The organism is Mycobacterium sp. TH-M11, from assembly GCF_057473725.1.
Genome location: NZ_JBYCLD010000306.1, coordinates 1 through 14,270, shown reverse-complemented (window position 1 = coordinate 14,270; position 14,270 = coordinate 1). Strand labels below are relative to the sequence as shown.

At 66.6% G+C, this 14,270-nt stretch carries 13 protein-coding genes; 7 read left to right on the top strand and 6 right to left on the bottom strand.

All coding sequences use genetic code 11. The features are described 5' to 3' along the window. Positions 1 to 931, bottom strand: a 931-nt coding sequence (locus tag AC2VOG_RS12630; protein WP_486940239.1) for a hydrogen peroxide-inducible genes activator, incomplete at its 3' end; no start/stop codon positions are given. A gap of 105 nt (positions 932 to 1,036) precedes the next feature. On the opposite strand from AC2VOG_RS12630, the gene AC2VOG_RS12625 reads away from it, so the two are divergent. The 4 genes from AC2VOG_RS12625 to AC2VOG_RS12610 all read left to right on the top strand — a co-directional run bounded on the left by AC2VOG_RS12625 (position 1,037) and on the right by AC2VOG_RS12610 (position 4,792). Beyond that, positions 1,037 to 1,624, top strand: a complete 588-nt coding sequence (locus tag AC2VOG_RS12625) for a peroxiredoxin (RefSeq protein ID WP_486940238.1) — start codon at positions 1,037 to 1,039, stop codon at positions 1,622 to 1,624. Between the two features lie 12 nt (positions 1,625 to 1,636). Further along, positions 1,637 to 2,173, top strand: coding sequence for an alkyl hydroperoxide reductase (locus AC2VOG_RS12620; protein WP_486940237.1), 537 nt, complete (start codon positions 1,637 to 1,639; stop codon positions 2,171 to 2,173). Between the two features lie 12 nt (positions 2,174 to 2,185). Beyond that, complete coding sequence (locus tag AC2VOG_RS12615) at positions 2,186 to 3,484, top strand: alpha-amylase family glycosyl hydrolase (protein WP_486940236.1); 1,299 nt, start codon at positions 2,186 to 2,188, stop codon at positions 3,482 to 3,484. 75 nt (positions 3,485 to 3,559) lie between these two features. Beyond that, positions 3,560 to 4,792 (top strand): alpha-hydroxy acid oxidase, encoded by a 1,233-nt coding sequence (locus AC2VOG_RS12610; protein ID WP_486940240.1) that lies wholly within the window; start codon positions 3,560 to 3,562, stop codon positions 4,790 to 4,792. On the opposite strand, the gene AC2VOG_RS12605 is transcribed toward AC2VOG_RS12610, so the two are convergent. Both AC2VOG_RS12605 and AC2VOG_RS12600 read right to left on the bottom strand, forming a co-directional pair. Next, positions 4,773 to 5,357, bottom strand: a complete 585-nt coding sequence (locus tag AC2VOG_RS12605) for a hypothetical protein (RefSeq protein WP_486940235.1) — start codon at positions 5,355 to 5,357, stop codon at positions 4,773 to 4,775. The genes AC2VOG_RS12610 and AC2VOG_RS12605 overlap by 20 nt on opposite strands. A gap of 129 nt (positions 5,358 to 5,486) precedes the next feature. Continuing rightward, complete coding sequence (locus AC2VOG_RS12600; RefSeq protein ID WP_486940234.1) at positions 5,487 to 6,083, bottom strand: TetR/AcrR family transcriptional regulator; 597 nt, start codon at positions 6,081 to 6,083, stop codon at positions 5,487 to 5,489. A 178-nt stretch (positions 6,084 to 6,261) separates the two neighbouring features. Here AC2VOG_RS12600 and lon point away from each other — a divergent pair, with 178 nt between their 5' ends. The 3 genes from lon to AC2VOG_RS12585 all read left to right on the top strand — a co-directional run bounded on the left by lon (position 6,262) and on the right by AC2VOG_RS12585 (position 10,290). Next, positions 6,262 to 8,586 carry an endopeptidase La gene (lon, locus tag AC2VOG_RS12595; protein ID WP_486940233.1) on the top strand — a complete coding sequence of 775 codons (2,325 nt, stop codon included), beginning with the start codon at positions 6,262 to 6,264 and terminating at the stop codon, positions 8,584 to 8,586. A gap of 67 nt (positions 8,587 to 8,653) precedes the next feature. Continuing rightward, a complete protein-coding gene (locus AC2VOG_RS12590; protein ID WP_486940232.1) occupies positions 8,654 to 8,986 on the top strand; it encodes a TfoX/Sxy family protein in 333 nt (110 codons plus the stop codon). Between the two features lie 71 nt (positions 8,987 to 9,057). After that, positions 9,058 to 10,290 carry an NAD(P)/FAD-dependent oxidoreductase gene (locus AC2VOG_RS12585; protein WP_486940231.1) on the top strand — a complete coding sequence of 411 codons (1,233 nt, stop codon included), beginning with the start codon at positions 9,058 to 9,060 and terminating at the stop codon, positions 10,288 to 10,290. Here AC2VOG_RS12585 and AC2VOG_RS12580 read toward each other — a convergent pair. From AC2VOG_RS12580 to AC2VOG_RS12570, 3 genes are all read right to left on the bottom strand, one after another. After that, positions 10,283 to 12,373, bottom strand: coding sequence for an NAD-dependent epimerase/dehydratase family protein (locus AC2VOG_RS12580; protein WP_486940230.1), 2,091 nt, complete (start codon positions 12,371 to 12,373; stop codon positions 10,283 to 10,285). The genes AC2VOG_RS12585 and AC2VOG_RS12580 overlap by 8 nt on opposite strands. Positions 12,374 to 12,460: 87 nt before the next feature. Next, positions 12,461 to 13,942: an acetyl-CoA acetyltransferase gene (locus AC2VOG_RS12575; RefSeq protein WP_486940229.1), complete on the bottom strand. Its 1,482-nt coding sequence runs from the start codon at positions 13,940 to 13,942 to the stop codon at positions 12,461 to 12,463. After that, the coding region (locus tag AC2VOG_RS12570) for a CoA transferase (RefSeq protein WP_486940228.1) at positions 13,942 to 14,270 on the bottom strand (329 nt) is incomplete at its 5' end. The genes AC2VOG_RS12570 and AC2VOG_RS12575, both read right to left, overlap by 1 nt.

The window sequence follows — 14,270 nt, the reverse complement described above, 5'->3', positions numbered from 1 at the left end:
CCACCGGACGAACTCGCTGGTCGGCGACGAGCAGTTCGCTGATCAACCCGGCGAGCTGCCGGTAGGGGCCTTCGCGTCCGCTGGATGCGCGGAACACCAAGCCGATGCGACGGCCGGGCCGGGGCACGGCGAAATACGCCAGGTCCAGTCGGCTGCGTTTGGTCTCGACGGGCACCGCGCTCTGCGGAATCAACGTCACGCCCAGCCCGCCGGCGACGCACTGCACGGCGGTGGCCAATGACGCAGCCCGAGTGTTGGCCAGTTCGGCGTGCACACCGGCTTTGCGACAGATGTCGAGTGCCTGATCTCGTAGGCAGTGTCCCTCGTCGAGCAGTAGCAACGGCAACTCGGCGAGCGCCGCCGGCGGCACCCGCTTCTTGCCGGCCAGCGGATGGCCGGATGGCAGCGCCAGCACGAAATCTTCGTCGTACAGCGGGATCTCGCTCATGCCGGCGGCTTCGGCCGGCAACGCGATCAGTGCCGCGTCCACCGACCCCTCGCGCAACCCGGTCAGCAGCCGTTCGGTCTGGTCCTCGATCACGCGTAACGACAACCCCGGCAGTCGATCGCCGAGACCGGCGAGCAACGTCGGCAACACATAGGGCGCCACCGTGGGAATCAGTCCCAGCCGGATGGTGCCCCGCAGCGGATCGGTGGACCCGGCGGCCGCCGCGGTGAACGCCGTCGCCGCGTCGATCACGGCCTGGGCCTGGGATAGCAGCGCGCTGCCCTCGGTCGTTAGAAGTACCCGTCGGGTAGACCGCTCCACCAACTTGACGCCGAGGCCCGCCTCCAAGGCCGAGAGCGCTTGCGACAAAGTCGACTGGCTGATCCCGAGAGTTGTTGCGGCGCTGCCGAAATGGCGCTTCTCGGCAACTGCTACGAACGCGCGTAGTCCGGCTATCGTCGGCTGATAAGTCTTATCGGTCATACCTATCAGTATAGTGGGAAATATCACCTTTCATTTAAAGTGTGGGTCGGGCAAGATGGTGGCAGCAGGTATTTTGACTAAATCCAATTTGACTGGAGGAGCGACATGGCATTGTTGACAATCGGCGACCAGTTCCCGGCCTACACGCTGACGGCGTTGATCGGTGGAGACCTCTCCAAGGTCGACGCTCAGCAGCCCGAGGACTACTTCACCACCATCTCCAGCGACGACTTCGCGGGCAAATGGCGGGTCGTGTTCTTCTGGCCCAAGGACTTCACCTTTGTCTGCCCCACGGAAATCGCCGCCTTCGGCAAGCTCAACGACGAGTTCATCGACCGCGATGCCCAGGTTCTCGGCGTCTCCGTCGACAACGAGTTCGTGCACTTCCAGTGGCGTGCCCAGCACGACGACCTAAAAAAGCTGCCCTTCCCGATGCTTTCGGACCTCAAGCGGGAACTGGTGGAGGCCACCGGCGCGCTGAACAAAGACGGCGTCGCCGACCGTGTCACCTACATTGTCGACCCGAACAACGAAATCCAGTTCGTGTCGGTGACCGCCGGATCGGTGGGCCGCAACGTCGACGAGGTGCTGCGCGTGCTCGACGCACTGCAGTCAGACGAGCTTTGCGCCTGCAACTGGCGTAAAGGCGACCCCACGCTGGACGCCGGAGAGCTGCTGAAGGCATCGGCCTGATCGGAGGACCTGATGAGTCTCGACAACCTCAAAGAGTCACTGCCGGAATACGCCAAGGACCTCAAGCTCAACCTCGGCTCCATCAGCCGCACCACCGTGCTCGACACCGAGCAGTTGTGGGGCACCTTGTTGGCCAGTGCGGCGGCAACGCGAAATGCCCAGGTGCTGACCGAGATTGGCGCTGAGGCGGCCGACGAATTGTCCGCTGACGCGTATCAGGCGGCATTGGGTGCCGCGTCGATCATGGGCATGAACAACGTGTTCTACCGCGGTCGCGGTTTTCTGGACGGCAAATACGACGACCTGCGTGCCGGGTTGCGGATGAACATCATCGGCAACCCGGGGGTCGAGAAGGCCAACTTCGAACTGTGGTCGTTCGCCGTGTCGTCGATCAACGGATGTGAGCACTGCGTCAGCTCCCACGAGCACGTGCTGCGGGAGGCCGGCGTCGGGCGTGAAGCGGTCCTGGAGGCGCTGAAGGCCGCCGCGATCGTCGCCGGTGTCGCCCAAGCGATCTCGACCGCGCACACGTTGGCGGCCACCGGGTAGCGGGCGGGCCCGGTGAGCGAGCCGGCCTGGGTCGAGCACGTGATCTGGTGGCACGTCTACCCGCTGGGTTTCGTGGGCGCATTTCCGGCCCCCGCCGCCCCGGACGCGCACCAGCACCGGCTGCGGCGCCTCGTCGCATGGTTCGACCACGCGATAGAACTGGGCGCCTCCGGCATCGCGCTCGGGCCGATCTTCGCCGCACGCACCCACGGCTACGACACCACCGACCACTACCGCATCGACCCCCGCCTCGGTGATGACGACGACTTCGACCACCTGATCGCCGAGGCGCGGCGGCGCGGGTTGCGGGTGCTGCTGGACGGGGTGTTCAACCACGTCGGCGTCGACTTCCCGCGTTACCGCGACGCGGCGCACGACGATGCGGCGGCGCGGTGGTTCCGCGGCCGGCCGGGACGGTTTCACACCTTCGAAGGCCATGACGGCCTGCCCACCCTCAACCACGACAACCCGGAGGTCGTCGAGTACACCGCCGACGTGATGTCCCACTGGCTGGGACGTGGAGCCGACGGCTGGCGGCTGGACGCCGCTTACGCTGTGCCGCAACATTTCTGGAATTCAGTGTTGGGGCGAGTTCGCGATGCCCATCCGGAAGCGTGGTTTGTCGGCGAACTCATTCACGGCGACTACGCCGCGGTCGTCGGCGATAGCGGGTTCGACTCGGCCACTCAGTACGAGTTGTGGAAGGCGATCTGGAGTGGTCTCAACGACGGCAATTTCTTCGAGCTGGATCATGCGCTGCAGCGCCATAACGAGGTGCAGAAGGTTTTTGCGCCATTGACTTTCGTTGGCAACCACGATGTCACGCGCATCGCCAGCCAACTCGATCACCCGGAGCATCTCGCCCACGCGCTCGTGGTCTTGATGACGGTCGGCGGAGTGCCGAGCATCTATGCCGGCGACGAATTCGGGTACCGCGGCATCAAGGAGGAACGGTTCGGCGGCGACGACGCCGTACGTCCTGAATTCGGCTCTCCCCCAGCCGTACTCGATGCACGCGAGATGCAGACCTGGTCGCTGCATCAATACCTGATCGGTCTACGCCGACGGCATCCGTGGCTGCATACCGCGTCGACGTCGGCGCTGCGGCTGGATAACCGGCACTACGTTTACCAGACCCGCCACGGCGACCAGGCGCTGATCGTCGCACTCAACATCGACGATGAGCCGTTGCGGATCCGGCTCGATGCCGGCTCGGCGGAGGTCATCGCCGGCAGCGGCGCGCCGCCATCCGAGGTGGTCGACACGGCGGCGGTCGAGCCGCACGGTTGGCGGATTCTGCGGCCGGTCTGATAGAAGGTGTCACCGGTCGAACGGCTCGCTTGCAGACTCCATATGCCTTACGGTGGCACCGTGGTCAAACGGCGGATGCCGAAAGCACGTGATCTCGCGCCGCTGATCCGTTTTCGTGCGCCGCGGCTTGACCGAGTTCAGCGTCGCCTCGATGACGCGCTGACTATCGACGACCTGCGGCGACTCGCGAAGCGCCGCACGCCCAGGGCGGCGTTCGACTACGCCGACGGTGCTGCCGAAGACGAGATATCGATCCAGCGCGCTCGACAAGCCTTTCGTGACATCGAGTTTCACCCGTCGATCCTGCGCGACGTGAGCCGTGTCCGCGCCGATTGGCCGGTGCTCGGTGCTTCGGTGGCGCTACCGTTCGTCATCGCGCCGACAGGTTTCACCCGCTTGATGCACACCGACGGTGAACTCGCCGGTGTGCGGGTCGCGGCGAAGACCGGTATCCCGTTTTCGCTGTCGACGCTGGGGACCGCGTCGATCGAGGAGGTGGCGGCCGCTGCGCCGCAGGGCCGCAAGTGGTTTCAGCTATATATGTGGCGGGATCGGGAGCGGTCGATGGCGTTGGTGAAGCGGGCCGCCGACGCTGGTTTTGACACCCTGCTGGTCACCGTCGACGTGCCGGTTGCCGGCGCCCGCCTGCGCGATGTTCGCAACGGGATGTCGATACCGCCGGCGTTGACCTTGCGGACCGCGCTCGACGCCGCGCTGCGGCCGCGTTGGTGGATCGACTTGCTGACCACCGAACCGCTCTCGTTCGCATCGCTGGATCGCTGGTCGGGCACCGTCGGTGAATATCTGGATTCGATGTTCGATCCCACCCTGACGTTCGACGACCTCGTCTGGATCAAAGCGCAATGGCCGGGCAAGCTCGTCGTCAAAGGTATCCAGACCCTCGAGGACGCAGCAGCCGTGGTGAATCTCGGCGTCGACGGCATCGTGCTGTCCAATCACGGTGGCCGCCAGCTGGATCGGGCGCCGGTGCCGTTCCATTTGCTACCCGTCGTCGCGCGCGAGCTCGGAGCTGACACCGAAATCCTGGTCGACACCGGCGTGATGTCCGGCGCTGACATTGTCGCCTCGATCGCGCTGGGCGCGCGCGGCGTCCTGATCGGCCGGGCGTACCTGTACGGGCTGATGGCCGGCGGCGAGGCCGGCGTGCGCCGAGCTGTCGACATCCTTTCCGCGCAACTACTCCGCACCATGAAGCTGCTCGGCGTCGGCTGCCTCGAGGAGTTGGCCCCCACGCACGTCACTCAGTTGCGCCGGCTGGTGCCGGTGGTCAGTGGTGAGTCGACATGACCAGGTAGTAGGTGGCGTAGGCGACCACAAAGAGCGCAACAAGCACCGCCGACGCCGTCCGCTGACCGTTGGTTTGGGCTCGGTACCTGGGCGCACAGGTGGTAACCGGAAAGCCGAGAGCGGTCAAGATCTCCGCTGCCGGGCCCTGACCGCCGGGGTCGATGTTGACCTGGCCCCGGTGGCGGACTTGAAGTTCGACGGTCAGCGGGTACGACGACAGATCCAGGTGGTCGTCGGTCGTTACTGCGCTGCCGTAGTTCGTGGGGCGACTACGGTGGGCATCCAGCGCCGGCCTGATGTAGGCGTTCTCGATGTCTGCGCGCAGCGCAAGCGGTGCGTCGTCGGCATAGACGCCGTGCTGATCGACATACAGATCAACGGCGGGGCGGTGCGCTACCAGTGCGCATGACAGGGCGCGCGGATAGATCGTGATGAAACCGACCAGGATGGCCGCCGCGGCGGGCACCTTCGCGGGTCCGGGCAGTACTGTGATCGCCGCGACCAGCAGCAGCGAAGCACCCGCCGTCGCCCCGAACACCGACTTCACCCGCGGGGTGGTCTGCATCAGAGTCGCGTGTCCGCAGAACATGACAGGTGAATCTACGCGCATCGCAGGACGCTTTCGTGGCTTTGGCCTGCCCGTTCGCACAGCTCAACGCCGGTTCGACGGCGCTGCGACGGCGTCGCCCGAGGTTCAGGAGCGCTTCGGCGCGTTGTTTGTCGCCGCGCTGCGCAACACGATGTCGACGGCCGCCGCGACGACGTCGTCGTCGGGCAGCATGCCGAACATGATCGACGGGCATGCCACCACACCGGTCAGCATGGACACGGCAGCCTCGAGCTCGGCGCCGTCGAGCACGTCGGCGAGCATCGCCCGCAGCGGCCCCTGGCCGGAGCTGTTGATTTTGTCCCGGGTCTCCCGCATCTCGTCGACCGACGCCCACTGCGCCATCCCGGTCAGGATGCGGTCGAGCCTCATGTCGGTGATGCCGCCCCGAAAGGCCTGCAATTCGCCGACCAGGTCATCGCGCAGATCGCCGCTGCGCTCGTGATGTGGCAGGTCGCCCAGCGCATCCAGTCCCAGCGCAATCAATTCGACCCGCGAGGGCCAATGTGTGTAGAGCGTCGTCTTGGAATATCCGGCCAATTCGGCCACGCGGGCGTGCGTGACGGCGTCGGAGCCCTCGACGGTGAGCACCTTAAGCGCCGCCCGCGAGACGTCCGCGCGGGTACGAGCCACTCGCGCGTCTTCGCTGGTAACGGTCGTCTTATCGCCGGTGCCGGGTGTCATCCGGGCGCTCCACCTTTGCGCTGGCCTTTTCTGAGTTGAACTGCCCCAGAGAAGTTAGCCGATTAGCGGCTGATTCGGTAATGCAACGGCGACTTGCTGTGCGGATACTGCGCCAGTTCGCGGGAATGAATTGGACTGGGTCCAGGTTGAGTGCAACAGGCTTAATTGTGGAGGAATGATGGCTGAAGCCACCTCAGTGCCGGTGTTGTTCGTCAGCGACCCGGTGGTGTTGCCCGGAATGGTCGTGCCGATCGCACTGGACGACGCCGCCCGCGCTGCGGTCGACGCTGCCCGCGCGACCGAATCGGGGACGCTGCTGATCGCCCCCCGGCTTGACGACCGCTACCCGTCCTACGGCGTGCTGGCGACGATCGTCCAGGTCGGCCGGATGCCGGGCGGCGGCCTCGCGGCGGTCGTGCGTGGCGAGCGCCGCGCCCACATCGGCGCAGGTGCGAGCGGACCGGGTGCCGCGCTGTGGGTCGAGGTGACCGAGGTTGCCGACGCCGAGCCCACAGACGAAACCCGAACCCTCGCAACCGAATACAAGAAGCTGTTGCTGGCGATGCTGCAACGCCGCGAAGCCTGGGAGCTCGTCGACGTGGTCAACAAGCTGACCGACCCGTCGGCGCTGGCCGACATGGCCGGGTACGCGTCATATCTGACCAACGTGCAGAAGCGTCAGCTGCTGGAGACCGAAGACGTCGCCGGGCGGCTGCAATCGCTGATCGAGTGGACCGGCGACCACCTGGCCGAAGTCGAGGTCAACGACAAGATCGCCGGAGACGTCCGCGAAGGCATGGAAAAGCAGCAGAAGGAATTCCTGCTGCGCCAACAGTTGGCGGCGATCCGCAAAGAACTGGGCGAGGAGGGAACCGACGGGTCAGGAGGGGTGGCCGACTACCGGAACCGCGTCGAGGCGGCCGACCTGCCGGACAAGGTCCGCGAGGCGGCGCTGCGCGAGGTCGGCAGGTTGGAGCGCTCCAGCGAGCAGAGCCCCGAAGGTGGCTGGATCCGCACCTGGCTCGACACCGTGCTCGATCTGCCGTGGAACACCCGCACCGAGGACTCGACCGACCTGGAGGCCGCCCGCGAGATCCTCGACGCCGATCACCACGGCCTGGACGACGTCAAAGACCGCATCGTCGAGTACCTGGCGGTGCGGGCCCGTCGTGCGCAACGGGGTCTGCAGGTCGTCGGCGGTCGCGGCTCCGGTGCGGTAATGGTGCTGGCCGGTCCGCCCGGGGTCGGCAAGACCTCGCTGGGTGAGAGCGTCGCCCGCGCGCTAGGCCGCAAGTTCGTCCGGGTCGCCCTCGGTGGCGTGCGCGACGAGGCCGAGATCCGCGGTCACCGTCGCACCTATGTGGGTGCCCTGCCGGGCCGCATCGTGCGTGCCATCGGCGAGGCGGGGTCGATGAATCCCGTTGTGCTGCTGGACGAAATCGACAAGGTCGGTTCGGACTACCGCGGCGACCCGAGTGCGGCGCTGCTCGAGGTCCTCGACCCGGCGCAGAACCACACGTTCCGTGACCACTACCTGGACCTGGATCTGGACCTGTCCGACGTGGTGTTCCTGGCGACCGCCAACGTGATCGAGAACATTCCGTCGGCGCTGCTGGACCGGATGGAGCAGGTGCAGATCGACGGCTACACCGAGGACGACAAGGTCGCCATCGCGCGCGACTTCCTGTTGCCGCGGCAACGTGACCGGGCTGGGCTGGCCGATGACGAGGTCAGCGTGACCGAAGCCGCGTTGCGCAAGATCGCCGCCGACTACACCCGCGAGCCGGGCATGCGGCAGTTCGAACGGCTCCTGGCCAAGGCGCTGCGCAAGGTGACCACCAAGATCGCTGACGACGCGCTGACGATCGACGAGCCGGATTTGGTCGGCTACCTTGGCCGCCCGCGCTTCACGCCCGAGTCGGCCGAACGCACGGCGGTGCCGGGCGTGGCCACCGGCCTGGCGGTGACCGGGTTGGGTGGTGACGTGCTCTACATCGAAGCGGGCGCCAATGACGGCGAGCCGAGCTTGCAGTTGACCGGCCAGCTGGGTGACGTGATGAAGGAGTCCGCGCAGATCGCGCTGTCCTACGTGCGCTCGCACGCAGCGGAATTAGGCGTCGACCCTGCCGTGCTGAACCGGCGGATTCATGTCCACGTGCCTGCCGGCGCCGTCCCGAAGGACGGGCCGTCGGCCGGTGTGACGATGGTGACCGCGCTGGTGTCGATGGCCACCGGACGGCAGGTGCGTGCCGATGTCGGGATGACCGGTGAGGTGACGCTGAACGGCCGGGTGTTGCCGATCGGCGGCGTCAAGCAGAAGTTGCTGGCCGCGCAGGGGGCCGGGCTCAAGACGGTGTTCATCCCGCAACGCAACGAGCCCGACCTCGACGATGTACCCGCCGAGGTGCTCGGGGCGTTGGTTGTCAAGCCGATGACCGACGTCGCCGAGATCGTGGCCCAGGCACTGGAACCGACCCCGCAGTCGATGACCGCCGCCGCCTGATCTTCGACGCCCGCGGCCCCGGAAGGTTGTCGCTACCGAGGGGCGGTCGACGGCGTTACCGTTGTCCATGGCCTACGACACCGATCTCGCCGACCGTATCCGCGAAGTGCTCGGCCCGATACCCGGTGTCGACGAGATGCGGATGTTCGGTGGCCTGGCGTTCCTGATCAACGGCAACATGTCGGTGGCCGTCAGCGGTCAGGGCGGCCTGATGGTCCGCGTGCCGCCCGACGACACCGAAAAGCTCTTGGCCCAAACGTACGTCAGCCCGATGGTGATGGCCGGACGCGAAACTCGCGGGTGGATCCGCGTCCATGCCGACGGCGTCAGGACCAAGCGCCAACTGACCAGCTGGGTGAGCCGCGGCGCCGCCTGCGCGCGTGGGCTACCACCGAAGTAACCACGACGTTTGCGAACCCGGCGCGCGGGTACGCCCCCGGTGATGCACCAGCACAAGCGGTAGGAGCGATCGTGGCTGATTCGAAAACATTCGTCATCATCGGCGGCGGGCTGGGCGGAGCCAAGGCCGCTGAGGCGATGCGGGAGAAGGGCTTCGACGGGAAAGTCGTGTTGCTCGCCAACGAGCACCACTTGCCCTATGAGCGACCACCACTGTCGAAGGACTTTCTGGCCGGTGAGAAAGCGCTCAGCGATTTCACCGTGCACGACGCAAAGTGGTACCGCGAGAACAAGATCGGCTTGCGCACCGACACCGAGGCGATGGCAATCGATCCGTCCGCTCATATCGTCACGCTGTCCGACGACACCACCGTTCACTACGACAAACTGCTCCTTGCGACCGGTTCGCGGCCCCGGTGGTCGTCGATTCCGGGTGCCGATTCCACCGGTGTCCACTACCTGCGTACATTCGACGACGCGTCCAACCTGAACACCGCACTGAAACCGGGTTCATCGTTGGCCGTTGTCGGGGCCGGCTGGATCGGGCTCGAGGTGGCGGCGAGCGCGCGCCAGCGCGGCGTCAACGTCACTGTTGTCGAGACCGCGAAAGTGCCGTTGGGCGCCGCGGTCGGCGAGGAAGTCGGCAAGGTGTTCGCTCAGCTGCATCGTGACCACGGTGTGGACCTGCGTTTGGAGACCGAAGTAAGGCAGATCCCCACCGAGGACGGCCACGCCACCGGCCTGGAGTTGGGCGACGGATCGATCGTCTCCGCTGACCGTGTACTGATCGCGGTCGGCGCCCAGCCCAACATCGAATTAGCCGAGCGCGCAGGCCTTTCCACCGAAGACGGTGGGGTGCGCGTCGACGCATCGTTGCGTTCGGCCGACCCCGACATCTACGCGGTCGGCGACATCGCCGCCGCCGAACACCCGCTGTTCGGGACGCGTATCCGCACCGAACACTGGGCCAACGCGCTCAAACAGCCCGACGTCGCGGTGGCCGGCATGCTCGGCGAGCCGGGTGAATACCACGAGTTGCCATACTTTTTCACCGACCAATACGACCTGGGCATGGAATACGCCGGTCACGCACCTAACTACCAGCGGGTGGTGTTCCGCGGCGACAACGCCGACGGGGAGTTCATCGCGTTCTGGCTCGACAGCGAAAACCGGGTGCTGGCCGGCATGCAGGTCAACATCTGGGATGCCCTCGATGACATCAAGAGCCTGATCCGCAAGAAGGGGCCCGCGGATCCGGACAAGCTCGCCGACCCGCACGTGCCGCTGAGCGAGGCGATCAGCTGACCCTGATGACGTCGGGAAGGCACGATCCCTGGAAACGCTCTCGCTCTGCACGGCGACGCTTGACGCGTAAGCGGGCGTCGGTGGGCACGGTGACGGCCTCGTCGCAGGTGAGATAGAAGATCTCCCCCGCAACATCGATGAGCTCGGCGGAAGCGAGCCGAGACCCTAGCTCGCGCAATGTCATTCGCAGCTCGTGTGTGTAACGGATGGTGGTGTCGTACGCCGTTTCCCGGGAGGCGCGGGCGCTGGCGGCCAACCGTTCGGCCAGCTTGGCGTCGGGTTCGGTCGACGGCACCCGCCGAGGAAGTTCGGTGGCTTCGCGCCCGGCCGCGGACAGCAGGATCGCCGGATCGTCACCGATCATCAAGTTGGCCAGCTCGACCTCACCCGGGCCGCGGTGCCCGATTTCGTGGACCGCGGCGGTGAAGCGGGCCCCGACGGGCGGCGACTGTGCGCTGATGCCTTCGAGATCACCGTCGATTGCCCGCGCGCACAACGGCAAGTCGTCGCGGATCAGTGCCGCGAGCGCCGAGGTCCTGGCCGCGACGGCAGCGCTGTCCAGTAACGCGCCCAGACCCGCGACGCTGATGTCGACACCACCGCGCTGCACCGTCGCGGCGGTGACTCCGCTGTCGATCAGCCACAGACCGGTCAAAGCCCACCCCTGGTGGATTCGGTCGCGCAGCAGGCGGACCCGGGCCTGCAGGTGGGCGTCTGGCAGCGAATTCAGCTGCGACGCAGGCAGGTGCTCGGCGGTGGCGGCGGCCAGATACAACTGGGTGTCCGCCTTCAGATGCCGCAACAGCGCCAGCGCGCGTTTGACCACCACGGCCTTCGCGGCGGCCGAGCCAAGCCGCCCGCTCTGCGGCGGACGGCCGAGCGGAAACAGCTCGAGCATCATGTCGCCCAGCGAATCTCGGACCATGCCGTCAACATCCCAGCCGGGCAGCCGCTCTGCGGCAAGCACGCCGGCCGACACGCCGACATAGGGGCGGTGGGCGAACACCGCGATGGCCCTGCTATCCCATTCGGCGGCAACGATGTCACCGCATGCCAGCAGTGGACTGATCATCCGCGCCGCGGCACGTAAGCCGGGCAATTGGACATCGAGAGTCATCGGGGAAAGTGGGCCGGGCAGGGTCTGGGCCAGCGGGGCCGCGCTGAACACCGGAAAACGCGGATCCACCCGGTCGTCGAATTCACCGTCCTGCTCGTCCGGCCAGGCCGACCGTAGCGGTGTCCCATCCGACGGCTCGGCCGGCAAAGCAGCATCGACAGGTAGTGGGCGGCGTCCGGGTAGCTCCGCTGCGCCGGTGGCGGTGAGTCTGCGGCCGACCAGTCCGCGCTCGGTATCGGCGATGGCATCGCTGGTGTGCCAAGCGAATTCGAACTTCCATTCCTCGTTCAGCCCGGCGATGTCCAAATGCGGCGTCAGCTCCGGCCAGCTGGGCAGGCGGGCGAGCAGCGGGCGCTGCCCAGCGGATCGCATCGTGCTGCGTGCGGCGGCCACGTCGACAGCGCCGGGACTGGCCAAATCGACCGCTCCGGTGCGATTGGTTGCCACGGCGAGCACCAGAAAGCGAAGTAGGTCGTCGAAGTGCAACACCCGTACCGGGGCAGCCGCCGACGTGCCGCGCACGAGATTGACGACGGTACGGCAGATCATCCAGTCCAGCTGACGGCCCAGCAGCGGCGCGACGCGCACCACCAGGCTCGGCGCCCACCCGCTGGCCACCAGCGTCTCGGCCTGCTCGCAGAGTGCGTGGTCACCCGCAGCAGCGGACACGTAGATCAAGCGGGCGCCCGAGCGGGCCGACGCGTCCGCTACCCGGACCAGACCGTCGATCCCGGCGCTGCCGGGTGCCCCAGGCTCGATTGGAGCGAGGTGTAACACCACATCGGCCGCGTCGGCCAGCTGCTGCAGCATCGGGTCTGCGAGCGGGGCAGGCACGAACTCGACGGCGGGATGCAGCTTCTCGGGCGGGCGGGCGGCGACGGCAGTAACCGCGTGGCCCGCCGCAGTCAACTGCCGGGCCAGGTCGCGCCCCAGCATCCCGGTGACGTCGGTCAGCAGAATCCGCACGCCCGAGCACCTCCACGGCGTTTAGTTGATTACCAAACAATAGTCGCGCGGCGCAGCTACAGGTAGCTTCGAGCCGGCCCCGTTAACTCATTGCAATGTTGCCGAGCCATCGCCGACGACCGTGACCTTGGCGCCACCGATGTCCTCGTTCACGGTCGCCGCGGCCATCTCCGGGTCGGTGATCAACGCCAGCGTGCGCCGTTCGTCGGGGGTGCGGACCGCGATAAAGGCCTTCTCTGGCCGGCCCTCCCGATCGAACGGCGTCGTCCAGGCTTCGACGGTGCCCACGCCTTCCCATTCCACCGCGGCGGTGCGGGTCGGTTCACGGTCGACGTCGGACTGTACGTCCTCCCAGCGAAAGTCGGTCGTCGGCGGCTCGCTGCCGTAGACGCCGAAGCTGTGCTTGGTCAGGTAGCCGCCGTTGGCGGTGACCAGCCCGCGCCGGCCCGGGTTGTCGGTCAAGAGCCGGGCCATCGTGGCGATCGAGTGCGCGACGTAGTTGTTCCACGGACCACCGGCGAACGTGAGCCCGCCCGTCACGGTCAGCGGACGGGACGGGTCGTCCACCGGCAGTCCCAGTTCGCTGGCCGCCACCTGCACCGCGGACGGGAAGCAGGAATACAGGTCGACATAGTCCATGTCGTCGATGCCGAAGCCGGCCAAAGCCAGCGCCCGCGCCCCGCCGATCCGGATGGCGGGCGATCGGTGCAACTCGGCGCGCTCGCTGATCGAGTAGGTGTCGTGTGCGTCGGTGCCCGCGTACGGATACACCCAACGCTCCGACGGGATCCCCAGCCGGCTGGCGGCCGCCACCGACGTCAAGATCAACGCGGCCCCCTGGTCGACCATGTTGTTGGAGTTCATCAGTTTGGTGTAGGGCCAGCTGATCATCCGGTTCGATGGGCTCGGCTGTGAGATCTCTTGCGCAGCAGCTGGTTCGCGGATCCACGCGTTCGGGTTGCGCGCCGCGACCTCGCTGAATCGCGCCCACAGCTCGCCGACACGACGGCGGTGATCGTCGACCGACTCCCCCGTGCTCACACGCAGCGATTGCTCGAACATCGGGTAGATGTACGCCGGGCGGTCGAGCTTGATGCGGATTTCGGATTCCCCGGCCATCGGCACGTTCTCGTCGCTGCCTTCGGGCTGTGGAATCGAGTTGTCCTGCTCGGTGGCGTTCAGCCGCAGCCCTTGCTTTCGCAAGTGGGTGCGGGTCCGCCACATTTCTGCGCCGGCCACCAGGATCACGTCGGCGCGTCCCTGCTGGATGTCCACGCAGGCGCGGTTGACCAGTGTCTGCGGGACGTTGCCGCCGATGCCGCTGTATTTGCTGGTGAAATTTTTGACGCCGAGGCGTTGGCCCAGCAGCAGAGCAGGGTCTCGGTAATACACCGACAGCAGGTTGACCACCCGGATCGAGTCGATGGACTCCAGCACTCGGGCGTCGGCCGCTTCGCGCGCGGCCGCGACCATCAAATCGACCGGCTCGAGCGTGGTGTCCGGGGCCGCCTCGCGGTGGTTTACCTGGCCGTGCGCGACCAGCACCGGCGTTCTCGGGTTGACGGGCATCACGTGTGACCTTCCGCGGTTTCGGTGGATGCGAACAGCACCCCTTCGTGGATCAATTGCTCGATTTCCTCGCTGCTCATGCCGAGGACCTTCAGACAGATTTCGCGGGTGTCCTGCCCCGGCATCGGCGCGGGGCGTTGCGGTGCCGGCGGAATGTGTCGAAACGGCGCCGGTCCGGTCTCGGCCGGCAGCGGATGGTCGAACAGTGGATGATCCATGTCGCTGAACAAATTTCGATCGCGCAGTTGCGGGTCTTCTAAGACATCGGGCGGACGATTCATCGGCCCGGCCGGGACACCGACCGACTGCAGCGCCTCGGCGACCTGTC

Bases quoted from the DNA above. Each gene is read 5' to 3' on its own strand.
- AC2VOG_RS12625 (WP_486940238.1), top strand. From the start codon at position 1,037: ATGGCATTGTTGACAATCGGCGACCAGTTCCCGGCCTACACGCTGACG.
- AC2VOG_RS12620 (WP_486940237.1), top strand. From the start codon at position 1,637: ATGAGTCTCGACAACCTCAAAGAGTCACTGCCGGAATACGCCAAGGAC.
- AC2VOG_RS12610 (WP_486940240.1), top strand. From the start codon at position 3,560: ATGCCGAAAGCACGTGATCTCGCGCCGCTGATCCGTTTTCGTGCGCCG.
- AC2VOG_RS12605 (WP_486940235.1), bottom strand. From the start codon at position 5,357: ATGCAGACCACCCCGCGGGTGAAGTCGGTGTTCGGGGCGACGGCGGGT.
- AC2VOG_RS12600 (WP_486940234.1), bottom strand. From the start codon at position 6,083: ATGACACCCGGCACCGGCGATAAGACGACCGTTACCAGCGAAGACGCG.
- lon (WP_486940233.1), top strand. From the start codon at position 6,262: ATGGCTGAAGCCACCTCAGTGCCGGTGTTGTTCGTCAGCGACCCGGTG.
- AC2VOG_RS12590 (WP_486940232.1), top strand. From the start codon at position 8,654: ATGGCCTACGACACCGATCTCGCCGACCGTATCCGCGAAGTGCTCGGC.
- AC2VOG_RS12575 (WP_486940229.1), bottom strand. From the start codon at position 13,942: ATGCCCGTCAACCCGAGAACGCCGGTGCTGGTCGCGCACGGCCAGGTA.